At 68.2% G+C, this 20,284-nt stretch carries 13 protein-coding genes; 6 read left to right on the top strand and 7 right to left on the bottom strand.

Annotation, left to right across the window (positions count from 1 at the left end; all coding sequences use genetic code 11):
* Positions 1 to 55: 55 nt before the first annotated feature.
* The 6 genes from ACFWF1_RS04470 to ACFWF1_RS04495 all read right to left on the bottom strand — a co-directional run bounded on the left by ACFWF1_RS04470 (position 56) and on the right by ACFWF1_RS04495 (position 7,188).
* Positions 56 to 841, bottom strand: a complete 786-nt coding sequence (locus ACFWF1_RS04470) for a hypothetical protein (RefSeq protein WP_379281830.1) — start codon at positions 839 to 841, stop codon at positions 56 to 58.
* Between the two features lie 222 nt (positions 842 to 1,063).
* Positions 1,064 to 1,768 carry a hypothetical protein gene (locus ACFWF1_RS04475; RefSeq protein WP_379281831.1) on the bottom strand — a complete coding sequence of 235 codons (705 nt, stop codon included), beginning with the start codon at positions 1,766 to 1,768 and terminating at the stop codon, positions 1,064 to 1,066.
* Between the two features lie 115 nt (positions 1,769 to 1,883).
* A complete protein-coding gene (locus ACFWF1_RS04480; RefSeq protein WP_379281832.1) occupies positions 1,884 to 2,561 on the bottom strand; it encodes a TetR/AcrR family transcriptional regulator in 678 nt (225 codons plus the stop codon).
* A complete protein-coding gene (locus tag ACFWF1_RS04485) occupies positions 2,558 to 4,840 on the bottom strand; it encodes an MMPL family transporter (protein WP_379281833.1) in 2,283 nt (760 codons plus the stop codon). Before ACFWF1_RS04485 ends, ACFWF1_RS04480 begins: the two co-directional genes overlap by 4 nt.
* A gap of 86 nt (positions 4,841 to 4,926) precedes the next feature.
* Entirely contained in the window at positions 4,927 to 6,228 is a 1,302-nt protein-coding gene (locus ACFWF1_RS04490; RefSeq protein WP_379281834.1) for an ammonium transporter, read from the bottom strand.
* Positions 6,229 to 6,363: 135 nt separating this feature from the next.
* The gene (locus ACFWF1_RS04495) at positions 6,364 to 7,188 is read right to left on the bottom strand and encodes a hypothetical protein (protein WP_379281835.1); all 825 of its coding nucleotides are present in this window, start codon (positions 7,186 to 7,188) and stop codon (positions 6,364 to 6,366) included.
* 467 nt (positions 7,189 to 7,655) lie between these two features.
* Between ACFWF1_RS04495 and ACFWF1_RS04500 the strand changes: the two genes are divergently transcribed.
* The 4 genes from ACFWF1_RS04500 (at position 7,656) to ACFWF1_RS04515 (ending at position 15,266) form a co-directional block, all read left to right on the top strand.
* Complete coding sequence (locus ACFWF1_RS04500; protein ID WP_379281836.1) at positions 7,656 to 10,340, top strand: DNA polymerase III subunit gamma and tau; 2,685 nt, start codon at positions 7,656 to 7,658, stop codon at positions 10,338 to 10,340.
* A 291-nt stretch (positions 10,341 to 10,631) separates the two neighbouring features.
* The gene (locus ACFWF1_RS04505; protein WP_357379893.1) at positions 10,632 to 11,846 is read left to right on the top strand and encodes an acetyl-CoA C-acetyltransferase; all 1,215 of its coding nucleotides are present in this window, start codon (positions 10,632 to 10,634) and stop codon (positions 11,844 to 11,846) included.
* A gap of 40 nt (positions 11,847 to 11,886) precedes the next feature.
* Entirely contained in the window at positions 11,887 to 14,037 is a 2,151-nt protein-coding gene (locus ACFWF1_RS04510) for a 3-hydroxyacyl-CoA dehydrogenase NAD-binding domain-containing protein (RefSeq protein WP_379281837.1), read from the top strand.
* 122 nt (positions 14,038 to 14,159) lie between these two features.
* Positions 14,160 to 15,266, top strand: coding sequence for an esterase-like activity of phytase family protein (locus ACFWF1_RS04515; RefSeq protein WP_379281838.1), 1,107 nt, complete (start codon positions 14,160 to 14,162; stop codon positions 15,264 to 15,266).
* A 114-nt stretch (positions 15,267 to 15,380) separates the two neighbouring features.
* Here the strand turns inward: ACFWF1_RS04515 and ACFWF1_RS04520 are convergent, their stop codons facing one another.
* Positions 15,381 to 15,833: a MarR family winged helix-turn-helix transcriptional regulator gene (locus ACFWF1_RS04520; RefSeq protein ID WP_379281839.1), complete on the bottom strand. Its 453-nt coding sequence runs from the start codon at positions 15,831 to 15,833 to the stop codon at positions 15,381 to 15,383.
* A gap of 93 nt (positions 15,834 to 15,926) precedes the next feature.
* Here ACFWF1_RS04520 and ACFWF1_RS04525 point away from each other — a divergent pair, with 93 nt between their 5' ends.
* Together ACFWF1_RS04525 and ACFWF1_RS04530 are read left to right on the top strand one after the other, a co-directional pair.
* Positions 15,927 to 16,388, top strand: coding sequence for an SgcJ/EcaC family oxidoreductase (locus tag ACFWF1_RS04525; protein ID WP_379281840.1), 462 nt, complete (start codon positions 15,927 to 15,929; stop codon positions 16,386 to 16,388).
* Positions 16,389 to 16,704: 316 nt separating this feature from the next.
* Entirely contained in the window at positions 16,705 to 20,271 is a 3,567-nt protein-coding gene (locus ACFWF1_RS04530; RefSeq protein WP_379281841.1) for a protein kinase, read from the top strand.
* The last annotated feature ends 13 nt before the right edge of the window (positions 20,272 to 20,284 follow it).

Here is a 20,284-nt window from a genome sequence, read left to right on the forward strand (position 1 = left end):
AAGCCCCGCCCAGGCGAGCGCAGTTCTGGGTGGGACGTGCTCAGGTCAGCGAGACTTAGATGGGCCACCCGGCCGCTCGTGCGGCATCGACCGCCGCTGCCTCGGCCTTGTTGGCCTTGATGCGATTCTCGACCGTATCGCCGGGGGCCGTGTCCCTGAATTCGGCCTCTGCGGCCGCATCGGCTGCCATATCGGCTTCCATGTCGTCACCGTGCGATTCCGTCGATTCCGGCATGTCCGGATGCTCGCCGGCCAGCAGCCGGGCGCGGGCGCGGGCGGCCGCGGCGGTTGTCTTGGCGTTCAGCAACTTCGGTGGGAGGGTTTTGTCGTCATGCTTGTCGACGGTGCCACCCCCGGATTTCTTGTACAGGTAGTTGCTCAGCGACTTATCCGGCTCCGGGTCGGACGCGGACTCGACCTTGACCGGGTCGAAGTACAGAGCGCCCCCTTTTTCGGCCGTGTAGAAGCCGGTGTAGTAGGCGGCACGGATCGCCGCGTTTTCGTAGGCGCTCACGCTGCCGGTATCCGAAAACTCGGCGTCGCCGAACAATGATTGCTGCGTTTGCGGTTCGACACCCTGACCTGTTTTCAGTTTGAAGGGTGTGATCTTTTCCGGATCCTCCGAGACCGGGACGCTGCTGCGCCGGGCCTCCGCGCTCTGAACTCGCAACTGTCCACACTTGTCGACGGCAACCGGGTCAGGTTTTTCTTCGGCGTCGCGTTCCTGCTGGTCTGTACACAGTGTCGGTGGCCCGGCGAGCGCGATGGCCGGCGTCGGAATCATGAGACCAACCCCCACGACGAGCGTGGCACGTGCGAGAACGCGTGAACTGACGAGCATGGATCCTCCAAGTTCGTTGTGCGCTGTTCGGTACCGAGGTACTCGGTCCCGATTCCTTCGCCCTCTTCGTCAATTCTTTGCTTCGCCCTGGATTCACCGTACGAGGAGACATTCGTACCCATCGGCATTCGGGATTGGTTGGGCGAGGCGTTCGCACGCGAAAAACCCCGCCCAGCGAGAGGATGCTGAGCGGGGTTTTGTCGCGGCAGTGGCGACCGCGCCTTACTTCGCCGGGGCGAAAGGCTGATTGATTGTGGTGAAATACTGAATTGCCGCACCGATGGCGACCGGGGCGGTCACCAGGATCTGGCCGGCGACGGTGCCGAGGGCGCCGACGGCGATGATGCCGCCGAGGCAGCCGATGGCGGCGGCGGGGATGAACGGGCCGAAGAGGCCGATGATGGTGGCCGAGGCGGCGGTGGCGCCGAGGATGCCGCCGAGGACGCAGCCCACGGCCGCGCCGCCGAGACCGCCGACGAGGGTGCCGATGGTCGCGCCCGCGCTGATCGTGCTGGTCAGTCGGCTCCAGGCCGCCTGCTCACGGTCGTACTCGGACTTCCACGGCGCCTTGTCCTCGAACGGCAGGGCGACCGGCTTGTAGGTGGCGTGCTGGGGGTCGATCTGCGGGGTGAGCGTCGCGGTGCGCTCGGAAATCTGTGCGGCGATCGGGAATTCGAAGTCGTCGATCTTCAGCTTCAACGGCGTCGCCGCGACGGTGGTGCCGTCCGCGGCTTTGATCTTGAACGCCTCGTCCTCGACCACCAGCGAGCCGGAATCCGTCGAGATGATCGATGACGTGTCGGTGGCGCGCGCGGTGTAGTTCACCGGGTCCGCATCGGTCTGCGGTGCCGCGACCGAAGTGCCTGCGGCTACTCCGGTAGCCATGGTCACCAGCGCCGCGACCACGGCAAGCTTCCTCATCCTCATGTACTGCAATCCCTCATCTAGATGGCTCTGTCGAGGCAAAGCATCGAGGAGAAAGCCCAGGAGAACGAGGGAAAAACGCAGGCAGATTCCAATGGACGACACCGCGGCGAGTGGGTCAGAGTTTGCGGCGCAAGTCGTCGAGCCACACCGCGGCCTCGTCCGGTGCCGCATCGGTACCGATCATGTCCACCACCACATGGCCGATGCACGCGGCCCGCAGCACCCGGTTCGCCACCACTTCGGTATCGCCCCACGGGATAAACGGTTTGGCGATCAGCAGTGAAGCGATACCGTGCGCGGCGGCCCACAGGTCGAGCACGACGGGCAGCGGGTCACCCGGGGTGATCACCCCCGCGTCCATGCATTCCTGCACCGTTCGCGCGAAACGCAGGAACGCACCGCTGCCGAGCACCTGATCCACCGCGCCGCCGGACATGGATGGGATGGTCGCCAGCCGATACTGCTCGGGGTGCTCCCTGGCGAACCGGACGTAGGCCAGCCCCTGCTCGCACAGCCGCGTGATCGGCGAGACCGATGGATCGGACTCGGCGGCGATCGCGGCGTCCAGATCCTCGAAGACCCGCACCACCACGGCCTCGATGAGCTCGTCCTTGTCGGCGAAATGCCGGTAGATCGACGGCGCGCTGACGCCGACCCGCCTGCTGATCTCGCGGATCGACACCGCGTCGGCGTGCCCGGTACGGGCCAGCAATTCTCCTGCCGCGTCGAGGATTTCGGCACGCAACTGAGCGCCGGTGCCGCGGGCCGAGCGCGACCTGCCCGGACCGATCATTCGTGCCCGGCCAGTACCCGCTCGGTGGGATCGGGATCGACGTCCTCGCGCAACCCGATTCGGGCATGCAGCCGGGCCAGCGGCGCGGGCGCCCACCAGTTCCAGGTGCCCATCAGCTTCATCAAGGCTGGTGCGAGCATGGTGCGGATCAGGGTGGCGTCGGCGAGCACGGTCAAGGTTAAACCGAGGCCCATCAGCTGGATGAACGACACCTTCGAGGTGATCATCGCGCCCATCACGATGGCCATGAGAAGCGCTGCGGCCGTGAAGATCCGGCCGGTTCGCGCGACGCCGACGGCGACGGCGTGCACGTTGTCCTGCGCGGTGCGCACGGTGACGCCGTCGACGACCCGGCCGGAGGCGAGCCATTCCTCGCGAATGCGGGAGAGCAGGAACACCTCGTAGTCCATCGACATGCCGAACGCGAGGCAGAACATCAGGATCGGCATCGTCGGCGTCATATAGCCGACCGGGGTGAAGCCGAGCAGGCCGGACAGGTGACCGTCCTGGAAGATCCAGACCATCGCGCCGAACGCGGCGGCCAGCGAAAGCGTATTGAGGACAATGGCTTTCAGCGGCAGTAGCAGGCTGCCGGTGAAAAGGAACAGCACCACGAAGGTGGCGAGCGCGATCAGCGCGATGGCCAGCGGCAGCCGTTTGCCGAGCGAGTCGAGGGCATCGGCATTGATCGCCGCGCCGCCGCCGAACAGTGTCTCGCCCGGGGCGGGCACGGCGCGCAGCTCGCGTAACTGTGCCTCGCCCGCCGGGGAGAACGGGTCGACCCTGGTCGCGATATTGATGTATTCGCCTGTGCTGTTTGCCATTCCGGCCGGGCCATTGGCGACTCGGCCGCCCTTGATGTAGACGCCCGCACTGGACAGCACCGCCGAGACACCGTCCGCTTTGGACAGTCCCTTGGCGTAGTCGCCGAGCGGCCCTTGGCCGCCGCGATACCCATCCAGCACGACGGTGGTGTTGTTGCCCGCGTTGGCCGCGGGGAACTCGGCCCGCAGCACGTCACCGACCTGGCGGGTGGCGGCGCTGGTCGGCAGCACCCGGTCGTCGGGATAGCCGAATCTCACGGAGAGGAACGGCGATCCGAGCGCGAGGAACAGCGCGACGAGCAGCACCGCGACCGGGATGGCATGCCCGGTCACCCAGGTCACCATCCGGTACCACCGGCTCTGCTCCGGCACCTGCGGCGTCAGCGGATCGGGAGCCGAGCGACCGAACAAGCGGCGCAACGGAACTCGGATGTCGAGCGAGTTCACCCGGTGCCCGAGCAGCACCAGCGCGGCGGGCAGGATCAGGATCGCCGCCGCGGCCGCGGCGGCGACCACCGCGACGCCGGCATAGGCGAACGAGCGCAGGAAGTAGATGTCGAAGATGCTCAGCACGGCCAGCGAAAGGGCAACGGTCAGTGCGGAATACAGCACCGTGCGGCCCGCGGTCTGTACCGCGCGAATGGTGGCGGCCACCGGTTCGAGGCCGTTGGCGAGCTCCTCGCGGTACCGGCTGACAATGAACAGGCTGTAGTCGATCGCCAGCGCGAGACCCATCGCGGTGGTCATGTTCAGCGCGTAAATGGACACGTCGGTGATCAACGTGAACATTCGCAGGATCGCCAGGGTGGTGAGGATGGCGAAGAGGCCGACGGTCAGCGGCAGCGCGGCGGCGATCAGGCTGCCGAACACCAGCACGAGCACGACCAGCGAGACCGGGATCGCGACGCCCTCCGCGAGGGCGAGGTCGTGCGTGATCTGCTTGTTCACATCGTGGAAGACGGCTGCGGTGCCGCTCTGCCGGACGGTGATGCCGTCGGTGGTTCCGGTGAGCTGCTCGGTGAGCTCGCCCGCGGCCACCTGGGATTGGGTGTCGTCGCCGGTCAGGTAGGCGAAGACCAGGGCTTCCTTGCCGTTGGTGCTGCGCAGTGCGGACGCCACCGCGGGCGGCGCGGTCCAGTACGATTGCACGCCCTTGACGTCGCCGCGGGCCCGCAATGTGTCGGTCAGGTGCAGGCCGACCGCGCGGGTGGCCGGTGCGTCGGCGCCCGCGTCCGAACTGACCAGCAGCACGTAGTTCGGTGCCGCCCCGTCGAAATTGTCCGCGAGCAGCCGCGCGACCTGGGACGACTCGGCGTCGGGCGAGGTGAATCCGGCGGCCTTCAGATGCGACGCCGCCGTCGCGCCGAACACGCCGCAGAGGATCGCGAGTGCCGCCGCGGCGAGCAGGATCGCCCGGGGATACCGGGTGACGATCTGGGCAATCCGAATCAGCACGCGCGGCTCCCTCGCTCGGCGCAGTATGTTAACGGCGTTAGCGTAACGCCGTTAACCCCGCACGAACAGAGGGAACCGCCGAGCGTTCAGTGATCCCGGTCACCTAGCTGGCCCTGGCCGAAGTGCCCCTCGCCGAACCGGCGCGGCGAGTGGCCGTGCACGCCCTCGGCGTAGGCGGTCTCGGCGTGCAGCGCGAAGTCGATGCCCGCGGTCTCCTCTTCGCGGCTCACCCGGAAGCCGATGGTGCGATCGATGAGCTTGCCGACCGCGAAGGTCACCACGAACGCGAACGCCGCGACGACGAGCACGCCGACCAGCTGCTTGCCGAGCTGCGCGAGTCCGCCGCCGAAGAACAGCCCCTCGACCCCGCCGGTCATCACCTGGGTGGCGAGCAGGCCGATCAGCACCGTGCCGACGATGCCGCCGACGAAGTGCACGCCGACCACGTCGAGCGAATCGTCATAGCCCGCCTTGAATTTCCAGCCGACCGCGAACGAACACACTACGCCGGCGGTGAGCCCGACGATCAGCGCGCCGAGCGTGTTCACCGATCCGCAGGACGGCGTGATCGCGACCAGGCCGGCCACCACGCCGGACGCCGCGCCGAAGGTGGTCGGCCTGCCGTCGCGGATCTGCTCGACCGCGAGCCAGCCGAGCATGCCGAGGCAGCCCGCCACCAGGGTGTTCAGAAAGACCGCCGCCGCAACACCATTCGCGGACAGCGCGGAACCGGCGTTGAAGCCGAACCAGCCGAACCACAGCAGGCCGGCGCCGAGCAGCACGAACGGCAGGTTGTGCGGACGCATCGCGTCGGTCTTGAAACCGATGCGCGGGCCGAGCACCAGGGCGAGCGCGAGTGCCGAAGCGCCGGAAGCGATCTCGACGACCAGGCCACCCGCGTAATCCAGCACGCCGAAGGAGGCGAGCCAGCCGTCCGGGCCCCACACCCAGTGCGCGATCGGGGCGTAGACCACCAGCGCCCAGACCGGCACGAAGATCATCCACGCGGCGAATTTCGCGCGGTCCGCGATCGCACCGCTGACCAGCGCCGCGGTCAGGATCGCGAAGGTCAGCTGGAAGGTGGCGAACAGCAGTTCCGGCACGGCGCCGTGCAGGGTGCTCGGATCGATGTTGGCCATGGCGAGGTGATCGAGATTGCCGATCAGGCCGCCGCCCGCGTCGTCGCTGAAGGCCAGGCTGTAGCCGAACAGCAGCCAGGCGACGGTCACCAGCGGGATCGCGATGAAGTTCATCATCAGCATGTTGAGCACGCCGGTCGAGCGCACCATCCCGCCGTAGAACAGCGCGAGCGCCGGTGTCATCAGCAGCACCAGGGCCGTGCTGATGAGCAGCCAGGCGGTGGCCGCGGGATCCAGGGGTGTGGACACGAGGAGCTCCTTCCACGCAAGGTGCGTTGCAAGGAAATTACCGAATGCTCACCGCCGGATTTGCGCTGGTCTACGAGTTGCGCGCAAGTCCGGACATGGGATGTTTGCCGAGGGACGCCGTTCGGCGGCGACCGATCAGCCGCGCGACTTGCGGGCGATCGCGCGCTGACCACGTTTGCCGGGGACGGGCAGCTCGTCCTGGATGGCCACCCATTCGGCGGTGGTCAGCCACAGTTCCTGGACGCGGGCGTCGGCGGTGTTGTGGAAGACCCGGCGGCCGCGATCGTCGCGCAGTTCCTGGGCGACGGTGGACCAGCGCGGGGCGCGATCGTGCTCGGTCAGGTAGTCGCCGAGGTAGGCGGCCACCGCGGTGCCGATCGTGTTGACCGGGCGCAGCGAGACCCGGTTGCCGTACTGATCGGAGTGGAAACGCCGTCCGGCGCACAGTGATCCGGCGTTGGCGTTGGAGGCGATCCAGCCGGCCCGCTGGGCGCGCTCGATCAGCCAGAGGTGTTTCACCGCCGCGGGGGCGATGTCGCCGATGCGGGTCCGGATCAGCGACATGACCTGTTCGGAGGACAGCACGTCGCGCCGGGTGGGGCCGATGCCGTGCGCGGTCCAGTGGGCGTCGGCCAGGGTGGCCAGTGCGCGGCCGAAGTCGTCGATGCTGCGCTGGGCGCGGCGGCCGAGGCGCTCGATGCGTTCGGCCTCGCGGCGCATCTCGTTCTGCGCGGTGAGGGTGCGGATGGCGGCCATCGTGGGCACCTGGCCGCGTTCGAGGAGCTCGAGGATGGCGGCGGAGGTGGCGGGATCGGCCGCGGCGGCTACCGGGAGTGAGTCGCGTTTGATCGCGAAGTCCTGCGGGCTGATCGCGCGGCTGAGCAGGTCTACCGCGGAGCGATCGCCGGCGAAGTCGGTGCTGGAAAGCAACGCGGTGGCGATGTCATCAGGCGTTTGCACGGTGAGAAGTTCCTCCGATGGATGTGGAACTCGGTTGCGCTGGAACTTGGCGGTGCGGGAACTTTGGTTGTGCCCCGGTCGGGATGAGGGACCGGCCGGGGCAACCAACCTGATGAAGGTTTGGCTACCGAAGTTGCCGATTGCCACGGTAGCCAGCCGATTGCGTCGGTGTCACCCTCGTTGACGCTTTCGTTATCTCCACAAACCTGCGGTAAATCGGGGAATAGGTACATATTTTCCGGTTTACAAGGGGGAATTGGGCGGTATTTTCCCGCCTTCGACCGGTGCTTCGTCAGCGTTAGCTCATACGTTGCCGCTGTCGCTATCGGTCAGTGGGGGTTAAGAAGGGCTCCGGAATCTTGTGATTTGGATCACATATCGAGATCTGCGCTGGCGCTGTTTCGCCGCGCCGGGCCCGGCGCGCAGCGGGAATGTTCTTTGTCGGTGCGCGCCGGTAACCTCTGGCCGTGGCTCTGTACCGGAAGTACCGACCGGCAACGTTCGCTGAGGTAGTGGGTCAGGAGCACGTCACCGACCCGCTGAGCATCGCCCTTGATACCGGCCGGATCAGTCATGCCTACCTGTTCTCCGGACCGCGGGGGTGTGGCAAGACGTCGTCGGCGCGCATCCTGGCGCGGTCGCTGAACTGCGTGCAAGGCCCGACCTCGACGCCGTGCGGCGTCTGCCCGTCCTGCGTCGCGCTCGGCCCCGGCGGCCCGGGCAACCTGGACGTGATCGAACTCGACGCCGCGAGTCACGGCGGCGTCGACGACACCCGCGAACTGCGCGACCGCGCCTTCTACGCGCCCGCCGAATCCCGCTACCGGGTGTTCATCGTCGACGAGGCGCACATGGTCACCACGGCGGGCTTCAACGCGCTGCTGAAGATCGTCGAGGAGCCGCCGGCCCACCTGATCTTCATCTTCGCCACCACCGAGCCGGACAAGGTGCTGCCGACCATCCGCTCGCGCACCCACCACTACCCGTTCCGCTTGCTGCCGCCCGCGACCATGCGCGGACTGCTCGGCAAGATCTGCGACCAGGAGCAGGTCACCGTCGAAGAGGCGGTGTACCCCTTGGTGATTCGCGCGGGCGGTGGCTCGCCGCGCGACAGCCTCAGCGTGCTCGACCAGCTGCTGGCCGGTGCCGGTCCCGAGGGCGTCACCTATTCGCGGGCGGTATCGCTGCTCGGCGTCACCGATGTCGCGCTGATCGACGATGCGGTCGGCGCGCTGGCCGACAACGACGGCGCGGAACTGTTCGGCACGGTCGACCGGGTGATGGAGGCGGGGCACGATCCGCGCCGCTTCGCCGTCGACCTGCTCGAGCGATTGCGCGACCTGATCCTGATGCGCGCGGTCCCCGACGCCATCCAGCGCGGGTTGGTCTCCGGGCCGGAGGATGTGCTCGATCGGATGAGCGAGCAGGCCGGGCGACTCGGCCCGGCCACGTTGGCTCGGTATGCGGAGTTGCTGCACGAGGCGCTCGGCGAAATGCGCGGCGCGACGTCACCAAGGCTGCTGCTCGAGGTCGTCTGCGCGCGCATGCTGCTGCCGTCGGTATCGGATGCGGAATCCGCGACCTTGCAGCGGTTGGAGCGGCTCGAGCGCGGGTTCGCGGGTGGGGTGATCGCCGCCGTACCTGCGCCATCGTCGGGGTCGGCGCCTGTTGCCGCAGCACCCGCCGCAGCTGCGCCGCGAGTCGCGCCCGCCACCACATCGGGCGAGTCGACCCGTCGACGCGGCGCGGAGGCGTTGGCCGCGATCCGCCGTGAGACCACGGGAGGTGCCGCTCAGGCAACTGACGACAGCGCGGGAGCCGGATCGCGTGGCGAAACTTCCGCTGCCCCGGCCCCGGCCGCGAGCGATGCAGGTGCGCGGAGCGACCATGAGGTGGGTGGCGAGGCGGCGCAAGCGCAGCCCGCTCCGACGGGCTCGAGTGCTTCGGCCGAGAGTGGTGCCCAGCCTGCTCACGGTGACGAGGGGATCGACGAGGCCGAGGCAACCCGATCCGCGGTCGTCGGCGTTGCTGCCGGCGCGGATCCTGGTGCCGTCGCGTCGGACAGCTCGGTCGATCGACCGAGCGCGCCGACTTCCGCCGAGGCCGAGCCCGAATCCGCTGGTGCCGCTGCGCTCGAGCCGAGTCGGACGGCTGCCGCGCCGGAGCAAGTTCCGGCGAGTTCGCGCGAGTCCGTTCCGGCCGTAGCAGCGACCGAAGGCCAAGCGGCGCAGGCGGTTTCCGCCGATGATTCGGTTGGCGGGGAGGTTGCGGAGCAGGCGCCGGCGCCCGCCGCGCAGGTCGCCCCTGCCCAACCGGAGCCTGCGCCGTCCGCTGCTCAGCCGTCCGCCGATACCGCACAACCCGATCCGGTGGCCGAGCCGGAACCGTCGGCCGCGCCCACCGGGCCGAACGCGGATCTGCTGCGCGAGGTCGAGGCTGCCTGGGCGGATATTCGGGCCAAGGTGCGCGAGTTCGGCGCCGCCGTGCAGGCGATGCTGGCCGGTGCCTCGGTATCGCGCATCGAGGGCGACACCATCGTGTTCGCGCATCAGCACGCGCCGCTGGCGCAGCGACTCTCGGACCCGCGCAACCTGGACGCGGTGCGTTCCGCAGTCCACGCGGTGCTCGGCCGCGAGCACGACGTGCGCTGGGAAGCGGGCGGTGCCGCCGCGCGACCTGCGGCGACACCGCGGGCCGGCGCGGCCACGAAACCTCAGCGCGGTGCCGCGCAACCGGCCGGGCGTGAATCCGGCAACGCGGCCGGGCGTGGCTCGGATGCGCCTGCGCCACCGCGTTTCTCGCGGCCGAGCCAGGCCAAGAACGCCGCGGCGGACCAGTCGGCGGCGGCGAACAAGCCGCGTTCGTTCGGCGACGACGATATTCCGCCGCCCGACTTTCCCGATCTACCGGACGATCCCGGCCCTTTTGATTCAGCGCCGCCCGAGTCGGCGCAATCCCAGGTCGGCAACGGGACAGGCGGCGGCGTCGGCCGGACCGCCGACGGCGCGGTACCGGAGACCACGCCGGAGGACGAAGAGGAGATGATCCGGGCCGCGGCGGTCCCGGTGGCGCCGGAGGATCGGCGCGACCCCGACGAGACTGCCCTCGAATTGCTGAAGAGTGAGCTCGGTGCCACACGGCTGAGTGGTTGACAAGCACCGCCGCCAGGACGTTAAGTTAACCGGAGTTCGCACACCACGGTAGTATGAACGGGTGGCCGTGAGCTCCGGTACGACGAGGTTCTATGGTATGCCCAGGCGTATGGGCGATCGGAACCTGCGTCCGCCGTCGCATGCCGCGTTTTGTACAGCGTCAGGACGGTCGGTCACAGGACTGGTCGGCGAGGTTATCCGCAGTGAAACCGCAGTATGCGGTGCCGTTGCACAGAGCGCTCGGACGGACGACGTCCGGCCGCCGCACCTTTAAGGAAGGAACACTCCGATATGACCACAGAGGCCTACATTTACGAGGCCATCCGCACTCCGCGCGGCCGCGGCAAGAAGAACGGCTCGCTGCATTCGGTCAAGCCGATCGACTTGACTGTTGGTCTGATCCAGGAGCTGCGCGGCCGCTTTCCGAACCTCGACGAAGACCGGATCTCGGATCTGATCCTCGGTGTCGTCAGCCCCGTCGGTGACCAGGGCATGGACATCGCCCGCACCGCGGTGACCGTGGCGGGCCTGCCCGACACCGTCGGCGGCTTCCAGCTCAACCGGTTCTGTGCCTCCGGCCTCGAGGCCGTCAACCTGGCCGCGCAGAAGGTGCGCTCCGGCTTCGACGACCTCGTCCTCGCCGGCGGCGTCGAGTCCATGTCCCGCGTGGCGATGGGCTCCGACGGCGGCGCGTGGGCGCTCGACCCGGCCACCAACTACGACACCTACTTTGTGCCGCAGGGTGTTTCGGCCGACCTGATCGCCACCATCGAGGGCTTCAGCCGCGATGACGTGGACGCCTACGCGGTGCGCTCGCAGGAGCTGGCGGCCAAGGCCACCACCGGCGGCTACTTCGCCAAGTCGGTCGTCCCGGTCAAGGACCAGAACGGCATCATCGTGCTGGACAAGGACGAGCACATGCGTCCCGGCACCACCGCCGAGGACCTGGCCAAGCTCAACCCGTCCTTCGCCGTGATCGGTGAGATGGGTGGCTTCGACGCCGTCGCGCTGCAGAAGTTCTACTTCGTCGAGAAGATCAACCACGTGCACCACGGTGGCAACAGCTCGGGCATCGTCGACGGTGCCGCGCTGGTGCTCGTCGGCACCGAAGAGGCGGGCAAGGCGTCCGGCCTGACCCCGCGTGCGCGCGTCGTCGCGACCGCGACCAGCGGCGCCGACTCGACCATCATGCTGACCGGCCCCACCCCGGCCGCCAAGAAGGCGCTGGCCAAGGCGGGCCTGACGATCGAGGACATGGACCTCGTCGAGATCAACGAGGCGTTCGCCTCCGTCGTGCTGAAGTTCCAGAAGGACCTGAACGTCCCGGACGAGAAGCTGAACGTCAACGGTGGCGCGATCGCGATGGGCCACCCGCTGGGTGCCACCGGCGCGATGATCACCGGCACCATGGTCGACGAGCTGGAGCGCCGCAACGGCCGCTACGCGCTGATCACCCTGTGCATCGGCGGCGGCATGGGCGTGGCGACCATCATCGAGCGCGTCTAAACCCCAACCGACAGCTGAGAATTCAAGGAGACACAGAGCTGTGAGCGAAACCAACATGATCGGTTGGGAGCAGGATTCGGACGGCATCGTCACGCTGACGATGGACGACCCGAACCAGGGCGCCAACACGATGAACGAGCTGTACAAGACGTCGATGACCGCGACCGTCGAGAAGCTCGAGGCCGAGAAGGACAACATCACCGGCGTGGTGATCACCTCGGCGAAGAAGACCTTCTTCGCGGGTGGCGACCTGAAGAACATGATGCAGGTCGGCCCGGGCGACGGCCAGGGCGTGATGGAAGAGCTCTTCACCATCAAGGACGCGCTGCGCCGCCTGGAGACCCTCGGCAAGCCGGTCGTCGCCGCCATCAACGGCGCCGCGCTCGGCGGTGGCCTGGAGATCACGCTGGCGACCCACTACCGGATCGCCGCCGACGTGCCGGGCGTGCAGCTCGGCCTGCCCGAGGTCAGCCTCGGCCTGCTGCCCGCCGGTGGTGGCGTCACCCGCACCGTGCGCATGCTCGGCCTGCAGAACGCCCTCATGCAGGTGCTGTTGCAGGGCAACAAGTACCGCCCGGGCAAGGCCAAGGAGATCGGCCTGATCAACGAGGTCGTCGGCTCGGTCGAGGAACTGGTGCCCGCCGCCAAGGCGTGGATCAAGGCCAACCCCGAGGGTGGCGTGCAGCCGTGGGACAAGAAGGGCTACAAGATCCCCGGCGGCACCCCGTCCACCCCGGCCTTCGCGGCGAACCTGCCCGCGTTCCCGGCCAACCTGCGTAAGCAGCTCAAGGGCACCAACATGCCTGCGCCGCGGGCGATCATGTCCGCCGCGGTCGAGGGCGCGCAGGTCGACATCGACAACGCCTCGCTCATCGAGTCGCGCTACTTCGTGCACCTGCTCACCGGCCCGGTCGCGAAGAACATGATTCAAGCGTTCTTCTTCGACCTGCAGTCCATCAACAACGGCGGCTCGCGGCCGAACGATGTGCCGAAGAAGGACATCAAGAAGATCGGCGTGCTCGGCGCGGGCATGATGGGCGCGGGCATCGCGTACGTCTCCGCGAAGGCGGGCTACGACGTCGTGCTCAAGGACGTCACCATCGAGGCGGCCGAGCGCGGCAAGAACTACTCCGAGAAGATCGAGGCCAAGGCCCTCTCGCGGGGCAAGACCACCGAGGAGAAGTCCAAGGCGCTGCTGGCGCGGATCACCCCGTCCGCCGACGCCAAGGACTTCGACGGCGTGGACTTCGTGATCGAGGCCGTCTTCGAGAACACCGAGCTCAAGCACAAGGTGTTCCAGGAGATCGAGGACATCGTCACCCCGGACGCGCTGCTGGGCTCGAACACCTCGACCCTGCCGATCACCGGCCTGGCCGACGGGGTGAAGCGCCAGGAAGACTTCATCGGCATCCACTTCTTCTCGCCGGTCGACAAGATGCCGCTGGTGGAGATCATCAAGGGCGAGAAGACCTCGCCCGAGGCGCTGGCGCGGGTGTTCGACTACACCCTCGCGATCAAGAAGACCCCGATCGTCGTCAACGACAGCCGTGGCTTCTTCACCTCGCGGGTGATCGGCACCTTCGTCAACGAGGCCATCTCGATGCTCACCGAGGGCATCGAGCCCGCGACCATCGAGCAGGCCGGTCTGCAGGCCGGCTACCCGGCCGCGCCGTTGCAGCTGTCGGATGAGCTGAACCTCAAGCTCATGCAGAAGATCGCCAAGGAGACCCAGGAGGCCGCCGAGCACGGCGACACCACCATGGGCAAGAAGCGGCACCCGGCCCAGGACGTCATCGACTACCTGGTGTCCGAGGGTCGTCCGGGTCGCCTGGAGAAGGCCGGCTTCTACGAGTACGACGAAGACGGCAAGCGCACCGGCATCTGGCAGGGCCTGCGCGATCACTTCAAGACCACGGCGGACTTCACTGTCCCGCTGCAGGATCTGATCGACCGCATGCTGTTCATCGAGGCGATCGAGACCCAGAAGTGTTTCGACGAGGGTGTGCTGGAGACCACCGCCGACGCCAACATAGGCTCGATCTTCGGCATCGGCTACCCGGCCTGGACCGGTGGTGTGCACCAGTTCATCGTCGGTTACCCGGGCGGTCAGGCGGGCTTCGTGGCTCGTGCCGACGAGCTCGCCAAGACCTACGGTGAGCGTTTCGAGGTTCCGGCCTCGCTGCGCAAGTAGGCACCAACGGTAAAGCCCGCCACCGCCTTTCGCGGTGGCGGGCTTTCGCCGTTTTCGGGGCTGTTCGGCGGATTCGGGTGCTGTTCACCTGTTGGTACCGCATTGTGGATAGCGTGAGGCGCGTGAGACGTGGACAGGCACGACGTGGGCAAGCTCTGTTGGTCGCGAGCATCGCGGTGGCGCTCGGCGTAGCGCCCGCCGCCGCGGCGCCGGACGCGCGCCCCGCGGTCCGGCTGCTCGGCGAGCAGGTGGTGCCCAACGATCTGGTCTTCCAAGACACCGCGGTCGGCGGCCTGTCCGGGATCGACTTCAATTCCCGCACCGGCGATTACGTGCTGATCAGCGACGACCGTTCGGAGCGCGATCCGGCCCGGTTCTACACGGCTCGCTTCCCGGTGGGCGAAAACGGTATCGGCCCGGTGACTTTCACCGGTACCCGGCCGCTGCTGACCGCCGGGGGCGCTGCCTACGGCCCGAAGTCGGTGGACCCCGAGGAGATTCGGGTCGACCCGTGGACCGGCGACTACTACTGGACGCAGGAGGGTGAGCGCACCGATACGGTGCTCGCCGACCCCTCGGTCCGGGTCGCGCGACCCGACGGTACCTTCGCGGCCGAGCTTCCGATTCCGAACAACGAACGGATGCAGCCGAATTCGGGTCCTCGGCAGAACCTGGCGCTGGAGGGCGCGACGTTCACCGCCGGTGGTGCGCTGTTCGTGACCTCGGTGGAAGCTCCGCTGCTGCAGGACGGTCCGCTCGCCACGACGACGGCGGGCGCGACCTCGCGGCTCACCGTGCAGGCGCGGTCCGGCCAGCTGCTCGCCCAGTACGCGTACCCGATGGAGCCGGTGTTCGCCGAGTCCCGGCCCCAGCCCGATCTCGGCATGAACGGCATCTCCTCGATCCTGGCCGCCGACCCGGTGGACCCGTCGAAGATCCTTGTCCTGGAACGCTCTTTCGTCTTCGGCGTCGGTAACAAGATCCGGATCTACGAGGCCGACCTGAGTGCCGCCACCAACGTGCTGGACGCCCCGCTCGGCAACGCCCGCCCGGTCACCAAGCGCCTGCTGGTCGACCTGGCCGACGTCGGCCTGCACGCCATCGACAATGTCGAGGGCATGACCTGGGGCCCACGCCTCCCCTCCGGCGAACGCACCCTGATCCTGGTGAGCGACAACAACTTCGCCGACAACCAGATCACCCAGTTCATCGCCCTCGCCGTCCGCTAGACCGCGTCGCTCACGGCCGCCGCGCACCAATCAGCCTGCCGCGCGCGAAATCGTCGGCAAACTCGTGCGCGGCCGGACGAAACGTGCGCGCCGGCATGTCATGCCCCGCTGGGTTCAGTCGGCGCGTAGGTCTTCGGTGGCGTCGCGGAAGGCGTCGGCGGCGCGGGTGAAGTAGTCGAACAGCACCTCCCGCTGTTCTGGGGTGTAGCCGCTGACGATCTCGCCGATCCGGCGGCGGGCGGGGGCCAGCGCCGCGTCCAATTCCGCTGGTGTGCCGACCAATTCGACGAGCACCTTGCGCCGGTCGCCGGGCACCGGGACGCGCCGCACGTAACCCGCGTCTTCCAGGCGGTCGATCAGCCGTGTCGTAGGTCCGGTGGTCAATCCGCTGCGCGTGCCGAGTTCGCCCGGCGTCATCGGCCCGGCCAGCTCCAGGATGTTGAGCGCGTACAGATCGGTCGCGCCCAGGTCGACGGCCCGCGCGCCGGCCTGTCCATGCAGCATGACCGCACTCAAATACCGCTGGTAGACCTTGCTCGCATCCGATCGCGCGGGGGGTGTTGACACGGCGGACCTCCATCTCGTAATCTCTTCCTCAACGAAGAAACTTCTCCAATGAAGAAAGCTCTTCTAAGAAGAGAATCTACCACGGAGGCCGTTATGAGCAGCAACAACGTCGACCAGCAGGGCCAGGAAATCCGCACCGTCTTCGCCGAAATGGTCGCGGCCTGGGGTCGCGGCGACGCCGACGCCTACGGCGCGGTCTTCACCGAGGACGCCACCTACACCGCCTGGTTCGGCACCCTCTTCCAGGGCCGCACCGACATCGTCGAATCCCATCGCGCCCTGTTCGGCAGCTTCCTGAAGGACACCAAGATGGCCGAGGACGTGGTGGACATCCGCCTCTACGGACCCGACACCGCGGTGGTCAACAGCCGAGGCGACCTCTACAAGGGCAGCCCGAAGACGCCGGACCGGTTGGGCAAGGTGCAGACCTACACGCTGGTCCGCCAGGACGGGCAGTGGCTGATCGCCAGCTTCCAGAACACCAAGCGCAAGAAGCTCATGGAGCGCTTCACCTTCCGCTTCGCCCCCGGCGCCCGCCCCGCCGCCCAGCGCTGACCCACCCGGCAGGCGGGTCGCTGGGAAATTGCGTCCTTCCACAACACCAAGCGTCAGAATGTTATGGAACGAATCTCGTTCCTGATCGCACCGGACACCAGGCCCGCGCTGGAGCGCTGAGCAGGGAGAATTACGGGGAAGATGGAGGTGGAAAAGATCCTGTTCCGAAACTTCTCCCACCGGATGCCGTGCCCGCGCTACGTTGGAGTATGCGCAGACATATCGGACATCGCGCGGGGTTTCGGGTGATGTCCGGCGGTCGGCGCGCTTATTGGTCGCCGGTGACGCCGATTCGATATGAGTTCGAGGTGGTCACGTGAATCCACGGACGCAGACGGGGGAAGTCGGCCCGGACTCGACTCCGGCCGACTCGGATACCCAGCGCCACCCGCTCATCGGGATCGCCGACGAGCTGGAGGCGATGGGCCTGTCGGAAGCGAAGGAGATCGGTCGGGGCGGCTTCGGCGTGGTCTATCGCTGTATCCAGCGGGCGCTGGAACGGGTGGTCGCGGTGAAGGTGCTCTCCTCGGAGATCGAGCTGGAGAGTCGCGAGCGCTTCCTGCGCGAGGAACAGGCCATGGGCCGGCTGTCCGGCCACCCGAATATCGTCGACATCCTGCAGGTGGACGTCACGCTGAGCGGGCTGCCGTTCATCGTCATGCCGTACTGCACCCGCGGCTCGCTGGAACAGGTGATCCGCGATCAGGGCCCGCTCACCTGGGCCGATTCATTGCGGGCCGGGGTGAAGCTGGCGGGCGCGATCGAGAGCGCCCATCGCGCCCAGATCCTGCACCGCGACGTGAAACCGGCCAACGTGCTGCTCAGCGGCTACGGTGAGCCGCAGCTGACCGACTTCGGCATCGCCAGGATCCCCGGCGGTTTCCAGACCTCCAGCAGCCTGATCACCGGGTCGCCCGCGTTCACCGCGCCGGAGGTGCTCAAGGGCGACGATCCGACCATCCGCTCCGATGTCTACGGCCTCGGCGCGACGCTGTTCGCGCTGCTCACCGGGCACGCCGCGTTCGAGCGGCAGGCGGGGGAGAAGGTGGTCGCGCAGTTCCTGCGGATCACCACCCAGCCGGTGCCCGATCTGCGCGCGCACGACATCCCACCGGACGTGGCCGACGTGATCCAGCAGGCCATGTCCACCGACCCCGACGAGCGCCCGCCCTCGGCCTACGACTTCGGGCAGCTGCTGCGCACGGTGCAGCGCGACCACGACCAGATGCCCGACGAGATGGCGCTGCTGGAAACCATCGCCGCGCCCGAGCCGATGGCGCATCCCCCCGAATCCTCGGCCTCGACCAAGTCCAGGCCCGCGGTGACGGCCCGGCGCAGCTGGCCGCTGACGCTGCGCCCGGCGCTGTCCCCGCAGGCAGGCACCACCGGCTCGGCCACCACCTTGCCGCCGACCGCGGCCACCAAGTTCCGCCCGCCGACCCCGGCCCGCGACCCGGTCCCGCGCCCGCGGCTGCTGGACATCCTGCGGGCGGGCGGCAGGCGCAGGCTCGCCGTGATCCACGCGCCCGCCGGTTTCGGCAAGAGCACCGTGGCCGCGCAGTGGCGCACCGACCTGACCGACCGCGGCATCCCGGTCGCCTGGATCGGCATCGATCGTGACGACGACAACGAGATCTGGTTCCTCGCCCACCTCATCCAGGCGATCCGCCGGGTCCGCCCGGACGTGGGCGCGGGCCTGGATCAGGCGCTCGAGGAACGGCCGGCCGACGCGGGCGCCTTCGTGATCTCCACGCTCATCGACGAAATCCATGCCAGCGGCAGCACGGTCGTCGTGGTCATCGACGACTGGCATCGGGTCACCGACGCGGGCGCGCACCGGGCGATGGAAGCGTTGCTGGACAACGGATGTCACCATCTGCGCTTCGTGGTGACGAGCCGGGAGCAGTCCGGCCTGCCGACCAGCCGGATGCGGGTGCACGACGAACTGGTCGAGATCGGCTCGGCCGCGCTGCGCCTGACCACGGAGGAGACCAGCGAGATCCTGGTGCGGCACCACGGGTTTCCGCTCAGCGACACCCAGGTGGAGCAGATCCATGCGGCCACCGACGGCTGGCCCGCGGCCATCCAGCTGGTCAGCCTGTCGCTGCGCGGCAATGCCGACCCGGCGCAGCTGATCGCCAATCTGTCCGAGGGCAATCACGGCATCCGCGAGTACCTCGCCGAAAACGTCTTGGACACACTGGAACCCAGGATGCTCGACTTCCTGATGTCGATCTCGGTGACCGAGCGGGTGTGTGGCTCGCTGGCCGCGGCGCTGTCCGAGGACGCGGACGCCGAGCAGCTGCTGGAGCAGGCCGAGCAGCGCGAGCTGTTCCTGCGCCGGATCGTGCACGACCCGGAGTGGTTCCGGATGCAGCCGCTGTTCGCCGAGCATCTGCGGGCGCGACTGGAACGCGCCCAGCCGGGTCGGCTGAAGTCGTTGCACCGCAAGGCGGCCCGCTGGTACGCCGAGCATCAGCTGCTGCGTAAATCGGTCGATCACGCGCTCGCCGCCACCGATTTCAAGATGGCCCTCGATCTGCTCGAGACCGGCGGCATGGACCTGATCGACCGGTCCCGGCTCGCGACGCTGCTCGGCTCGGTCTCCAAACTGCCGATGCAGCAGGTGGCTTCGCGGTCCAAGCTGTTGATGGCGGTGGCCAGGGCCAACGTGAACCTGCAGCAGTCCGGCGCGGCCCGGACGGCGCTCGGCCGGCTGTCGAACATCCTGGCCCGCGGCTCGGCCACCGACGAGGACGTGAGTCAGCAGCGCTGCCAGGCCGCCGTGATCGGCGCCGCCGATCAGATCGCCCGCGACCACACCGACGGCGTGCTCGACCGGGTCGCGGACTGCCTGAAGAAGCCGGACGAGCTGCCCGCCTGGACCGTGTCGACCGCGGCGAATCTGACCTCGTTCGTGCGGCTGTGTGAGTTCGACTTCGACGGCGCCCGCGAGATCCAGGACTGGGCCGCGCCCTACCATGCGCGGTCCAAGGATCCGCTCGGCGCGGTGTTCGGCCTGTGCGGGCGCGGTGCCGCCGCCTACGAGCAGCTCGACATTCCCACGGCGACAGAGTGTTTCCAGCAGGCGTGGCAGGTGGCCGAGCAGCGGTCCGGCCCGCGCTCGCACTCGCTGCGGGTGGCTTCGGCGATGCTCGGCGAATTGAACTACCGCCGTGGCGATCTCGACACCGCCGACCGGCTGCTCGACGAGAGTCATCAGCTGGTCGCCAGGGTCGGCCCGGTGGACTTCCTGATCTCGACCTTCGTCATCGGCGCCAGGGTCAAGGCGGTGCGCGGCGACCTGTTCACGGCCGCGACCCGGCTCGACGAGGGTGCGCGGATCGCCAACGACAACAGGCTGTTCCGGCTCGCCGCGCACATCCGTGCCGAACGGTTGCGGCTGGGTTTGCCGCTGGACGAGGCGGACGGTCAGTTCGGGGGCGCCGAATCACCTTCCGCGCCACTGCATGCGGGCCACCGGATAACCGGCACCGCCGTGCTCACCGCGGAGGCCGAGGAGGTCGCGGCGATCCGCGCCCTGCTGGCCAACGGCCGGAGCGGCTCGGACGATCGCGCGGTCCGCCGATCGCGCGCCCTGCACGGCCGGATGCTCGACAAGGGCCGTCCCCGGGCTCAATTGGACGCGTCACTGCTGCTCGCCGAATGCCTCGCCGCATCGGGCTGGGTCGGCGAGGCCACCGGCCTGCTGCTGCCCGCGGCCGCGACCTGTGCCGAACTCGGTTGGACCAGGCCACTCCTCGACGCCGGCCCGGGCGTGGTCTCCATCCTGCGCGTGCTGCGCGCCGAAATGCCTTCCGCCGCAGCACATACCGGCGACATAGCACTGCCCGCCCAATTCCTGGATGAACTCCTGGACTAGGACGGGCAGTGCT

It is taken from the genome of Nocardia sp. NPDC060255 (assembly GCF_042727395.1).
GTDB lineage: Bacteria > Actinomycetota > Actinomycetes > Mycobacteriales > Mycobacteriaceae > Nocardia.